The organism is Vibrio sp. 10N.261.55.A7 (assembly GCF_002877365.1).
Taxonomy (GTDB): domain Bacteria; phylum Pseudomonadota; class Gammaproteobacteria; order Enterobacterales; family Vibrionaceae; genus Vibrio.
The window spans coordinates 1-5,501 of the sequence record NZ_MCWZ01000323.1; the positions used below are offsets into that span (position 1 = coordinate 1).

The 5,501-nt window shown below is 41.6% G+C and carries 6 protein-coding genes; 3 read left to right on the plus strand and 3 right to left on the minus strand.

Going from position 1 to position 5,501, the window contains the following annotated elements:
* Nucleotides 1-97: 97 nt before the first annotated feature.
* Nucleotides 98-1,108, minus strand: a complete 1,011-nt coding sequence (locus BCU12_RS20705) for a Solitary outer membrane autotransporter beta-barrel domain (RefSeq protein ID WP_241909886.1) — start codon at nucleotides 1,106-1,108, stop codon at nucleotides 98-100.
* A gap of 120 nt (nucleotides 1,109-1,228) precedes the next feature.
* Nucleotides 1,229-2,191, minus strand: coding sequence for a diguanylate cyclase (locus BCU12_RS20710; RefSeq protein ID WP_102406298.1), 963 nt, complete (start codon nucleotides 2,189-2,191; stop codon nucleotides 1,229-1,231).
* Nucleotides 2,192-2,326: 135 nt separating this feature from the next.
* Here BCU12_RS20710 and BCU12_RS20715 point away from each other — a divergent pair, with 135 nt between their 5' ends.
* Nucleotides 2,327-2,764: a DUF3069 domain-containing protein gene (locus BCU12_RS20715; RefSeq protein WP_102406299.1), complete on the plus strand. Its 438-nt coding sequence runs from the start codon at nucleotides 2,327-2,329 to the stop codon at nucleotides 2,762-2,764.
* Nucleotides 2,765-2,878: 114 nt separating this feature from the next.
* On the opposite strand, the gene BCU12_RS20720 is transcribed toward BCU12_RS20715, so the two are convergent.
* Nucleotides 2,879-4,351, minus strand: a complete 1,473-nt coding sequence (locus BCU12_RS20720; RefSeq protein ID WP_198599403.1) for a cobyric acid synthase — start codon at nucleotides 4,349-4,351, stop codon at nucleotides 2,879-2,881.
* 188 nt (nucleotides 4,352-4,539) lie between these two features.
* Between BCU12_RS20720 and BCU12_RS20725 the strand changes: the two genes are divergently transcribed.
* Nucleotides 4,540-4,914, plus strand: coding sequence for a NirD/YgiW/YdeI family stress tolerance protein (locus tag BCU12_RS20725; RefSeq protein ID WP_102406303.1), 375 nt, complete (start codon nucleotides 4,540-4,542; stop codon nucleotides 4,912-4,914).
* A 110-nt stretch (nucleotides 4,915-5,024) separates the two neighbouring features.
* On the plus strand, nucleotides 5,025-5,501 hold a 477-nt coding region (locus tag BCU12_RS20730), incomplete at its 3' end, for a hypothetical protein (protein ID WP_102406305.1).

The following is a 5,501-nucleotide window of genomic DNA, read 5'->3' on the forward strand; positions in this document are numbered from 1 at the left end:
ACAGAAAACCGCAAAACGTTATCAAGTTAGCAGATAAAGCTCTTTACAAGGCAAAACAAACGGGTCGAAACAAAGTATCTCATTAGCTTCTTGTTTATTAAATTTGATTAAAAAACAATACGATACTACCGCCTTTTAACGCGCTACCATAATTAAAATTGAGGCCAACCCCAACGTTGTCGATCCAGTCTGTTTCAAATGGTGGTGTCATTAGCCAACCGACAGAAGCCTCATAATAATGATTAGTACCTAACGGTTGTTGGATATCTGCCCCTAGATCGATACGACTAAACCTTGAATACATCGATTGAACCGCTCTCCCCCATTTATTGAAGTTGTAGATCGACTGAATTCCATTCGCGACATACCAACCTTCTGTGTTTCCTATCTCCCCATAGTTAGCCTCCCCCCAACCGTGACCATAGAAATAGTGCCATTTCGACTCAATGTGCCAACTACCCCATGTTTTTTTCCTTTCATACTTGAATTTGACGGTTGGTTCGTAGACAACGCTCCACGCTGAGGTGTTAACATAAATACCATCTAACTGTTCTCTTGCATTAAGCAATATGTCGCTTCGATACTCAAATTGGTTATCGTACTGCATTAGATGAACAGCAAATGCGGGCTCTACACTCCACTTATCGTTAATTGAGTGCTTATATTTATATGCTACGTATCCCGCAAGGATTCTATCTTTGTTTAAATCTCCACTCTCAACGTCATTGATCCTAATGCTCTTTTCTGACACGAGTCCAGAGAGGCGAAACATGACAGATTGTTTATGAATGGCGTTTTCTTCCGACAAATCGATCGTATAAGGGATGGTTGTAACCTGGATTCGATTCCTAAGGCCGACCGATTCCTCTGTCCCTATATCTTCATTTTCAAGGTTAAACCAGTCGTTAGGATCAAAGTCATGAATACCAAAGGTAAATACATCGCTATCCGTTAGAATGACGGCAGAGGCAAACTTTTGTTGAAGCTCTTTTTGGAATATTTTGCTGGGTGAAGCCCCACGGACGTTGACGGACGTAAACAACATTGACGACATGATAATAACAGGCAAAACCGCTATACCCGCTTTTTGGGAGAAACAAAGTTGCATAAGATTTTGAGACCGCTTGAACGCAGAACATCTGCTTTAACTTTACAAGATCACTCGACGCCAGTATGAAAGCATTAGCGAGAACTAAGTATTTTATTCTCGTCGCTTCACCATTGAAAACTAATCTTGGCTACCATAGAGTACATAAGTATTTCGTCCATTATGTTTAGCTTGGTACAGAGCTTCATCCGCCTTAGAGTAAATATCTTGGATAGATTCATGTCCATTAGGAACAAGGCTATAAATACCTTGTGACACGGTAATTCTTCCTAAGTTATCGTTAAAGTCATGTGGGTAGTTGAGGTCATCTAACGCACTCTTAACTCTCTGTGCCGCTGTTAAAGCCTTTTCCTGACCTGTATGGCTGAGCAAGATAACAAACTCTTCTCCTCCGTATCGACCGACATATTCAGCGCTTCTAGAAAAGAGATCTTTCGTCATTTTTGCCAATGCAATTAAACAATTATCGCCTTCAATATGGCCATAGTTATCGTTATACAACTTGAAGTGATCGACATCTAAAAGAACAAGCGTTAATGGAAACTTATGTCGACCATGCCAACTGATCATATCCGCTAGTTTCTCGTCCATGAAACGTCGATTGTATAGCGTTGTCAGCCCATCCTCATTGACTTGATGCTGAAGAGCTTGGTTTAACTCTTGTAGTTTAATAGAAGCTCGTTTTAGTTCCCGACGCATATGAGCGATTCTTTGCATCGCGATTAATTTGGAGTTAAGGACAATTTTATCAACGGGTTTGATTAGATAATCATCCCCACCTGCGTCGATAGCTTTTGCAATCATGCTCGGTTCTTCATGACCGCTCAGGAAAATAATAGGGATCCAATCAGGGTAAAGTCGACGTATTTCTTGGGACAGTTCAAATCCATTCATTTCTGGCATGGTTATATCAAGCAAGATCAGCTCAGGGTCAAACTTTAAATAAATAGCCAGCGCCTCTTTACCACTCGATACCGCTTCAACATCATGGCCCAGTTGCTTCAATCGAATCGCTAACTGCATCCTGTCCATCTGAACGTCATCAACTAGAAGGATTCGCATTGAAGATCCATTTTTCGACATATAAATCCTTATAATTTTGTTCTATGTAGATATATAGCACTTCAAATCAAATCTTTCACTAGTTAATTACGACTAGCTTATTGACTTTTCATCATAAGTTTTTAGCATATTGTTTTTATGCTAAGAGATATTGTCATGACTGACGAAAAACAAACTGAACAACCTAAAGTGGACTTATCAACGGTTTCTGCTGAACTTAAGCAAGTAATCGAATTTGATGAAGTTCCTGAAGCAATGCACTTTATGGTTACGTCGATTCATGAAGTGTCTGAAGAAGCGGTAAGAGAGGCATGGGACTCTTTACCAGCTAGTGCTCAAAACGTATTAGATAACTTTGAGCAATTCCACGCTCTGATTTCCGTAAGCCAAGCTTTCGCAGGTGTGAACGTGATGGAAGAGTTCCCAACACTAGACTTGCCTAAAGATATGACGGATCAAGATAAAGAGGAATATCGTACTCAACTGCTTGATCAAGTACTTCATAACTGTGTTAAAGATATGGTTAAGCAAATTAAAAAAGCACGTAGAGACGCTATCTTGAAGAAAGACTTTAACGAAGTATTTATTAAGTAGTCTTACTATAACCTGTCTTCGTATTTAGCTTCATTTTAGTCGTAAGCCGCGCTCAAATAGCGCGGCTTATTTTATGTATCGAAACCCTTTCAATTTTTTAGTTATTCGCGCTGGCTATTTTGCCATGCTAGGCCAAAGTTTCTCCAAGTCCATATGCTCTTCGATCGCATCGGCGATTCTATTTATCGCTTTCTCATTGGTATCAAAGTGGTTTATCTGCTGAATCCCTTCGACTCCAACCCAGCGACTAATCATAGATACAGCTTCAGGTGTATCAAAAAGACCATGCAGATATGTACCAAACACCTGATCACAACTTGAAATCGCGCCATCCAACCTTCCGTTTTCTAGCTTTATAGGCTGTAAAGACTGCGCATTCGTTAATGTTGATTCACCGACATGAATCTCATAGCCTTTTATTTCTTGTGACTCTCCATTTATCTCTAGAACACCACTCACATTGGTGAGCATTTTCGTTTGAGTCAACTCAGTTTTTGTATCCAATAATCCAAGACCTTGACTGCAACCAGGAATACCTTCAACGCCTTTGGCATCATTGATTGACTGACCAAGAATTTGGTATCCACCGCAGATACCCACCACTTTACCGCCTAACCTCAAGTGTCGGTTTATATCCTCATCCCATCCTTGGCTTCGCAAATACTCTAAGTCACTTCTTACCGACTTAGTCCCAGGTATAATGATTAAGTCGGCGCCGGTAAGGCGTTCTCCTTTGCCTACGTAGCGGAGATTAATGTCGGGATTTAAGCGCAACGCATCAAAATCTGTATGGTTACTAACCCTTGTTAATACAGGAACAACAACATTCAATTTGCTATTTTCGGTTCGCTCTTGGCTATCATTAATCGCGTCTTCAGCTTCTAAATCAAAGCCGTGCAAGTATGGTAAAACGCCTAATACAGGTTTGTTGGTGGTCTCTTCTAACCAATCTAAACCTGATTGTAAGAGCGCGATATCGCCTCGAAAACGATTTATAACGAATCCCTTCACTCGGTTTTGTTCACTTTCTGACAATAGAGCCAACGTGCCGTATAAGTGGGCAAACACTCCTCCGCGATCAATGTCTGCCACAATGATCACTGGAACATCCGCATTTTCTGCAAAACCCATGTTGGCGATATCGTTCTTACGCAGGTTGATCTCCGCTGGGCTACCAGCCCCTTCAATGACAACACTCTGGTACTCAGCAGTGAGCCTCTCATACGAGTCCATGACGGTTCCCATCGCGACCTTTTTATAATCATGGTAACCCACAGCGTCCATGTCAGTGATGGCTTTACCTTGCAAAATCACCTGAGCACCCGTGTCTGTGCAAGGCTTAAGCAAGACAGGGTTCATATGAATCGTCGGTTTAACTCTGCACGCTTGCGCTTGAACAGCTTGCGCTCTTCCAATTTCTCCACCGTCCTCAGTGACTGCGCTATTAAGCGCCATGTTCTGAGGCTTAAATGGTGCTACTTTAACGCCACGACGCGCTAAAACACGGCATAACCCTGCCACCAGAACACTTTTCCCGGCATCAGATGTCGTGCCTTGTACCATTAGCGATTCTATTGTTGATTTCATAAGTCGATAAAATTGATGGAATTTTCCATATAATAACGGTTTGTTCCTTCTAACCTCAACCGGCGAAATGCAATAAATCCGTAGTGAACGGATTATGAATGAGTTACTCAGTATCTATTCAACCTGGTGGTCGTTTAATACACCTACTGAAACGCAACCACGTTGGTTGATACAAAAGAGAAGACATCATGAAATCTAAATTAATCGCACTAACAATCACTGCAACCTTCGCTTTGGCATCCGCTTCAAGTTTTGCTAAATCTGATAACCACGGTGCGTACGAGTTCCAATATAAAGGCCCGGTCGAAATAACGACGGTAAAGCAGATCACTGAAGAAGCGTCAATGTTTAAAGATGTTGACGTCGTCGTTGAAGGACAACTCGTCAAGCAGCTATCGAGAGAACGATTTGTCTTCTCTGATGGAACCGGAGAAGTCGAAATCGAGCTAGATGACATCAATATTAGTCAAGCAGTTGACCAAACAACAACGGTCCGTCTCTTTGGAGAATATGAAGGTGGATCTAAAGCTGAGATCGAAGTTGATCATATTGTGATTCTTTAACCAAAGAAAATCGTGCTTTTTAGTCGAAACTGTAGATAATGGCCTGCTTATTGCAGGCTTTTCTTTAACGTCAAAAATTTATCTGCATACTTAATGACTACGGAGCAGTTATGCCAAAAGTATCATCAAAACTCAGTCTTATCGCGCTAGCTTGTGCGTTATCTCCTTCTGTTAACGCAAACAATTTTAGCTACAACTATTTGGAAGTTAGAGGCGGATTTGGCCCACAAACTGTTGGTGCTGAATACAGTATGCTTTTAATGGACAACGCTCACCTAGTTGGACGAATTGATTCTACTTTTGAAAATGATTGGGATGCCGCTGTTGGTGTCGGATTTAATGGCCCTATCGGTTCATTTGCCGATATTTACGGTCAGATCCTGCTACACCATGTGAATTTTGTCGACTCTTCAAGTGAAGACTCAGCGTTCCAACCCGAGTTTAACATCGGTGGTAGACTTTGGATGACCAACCAGATTGAGCTTACCGGTCGTGTTGGGATTCACAAAGAACGCTCAGTATTCCACGCTGGCGTTAACTTCCATTCTACAGAAGCGCTAACGCTTTTTGCCGGTACAAGAAATGAT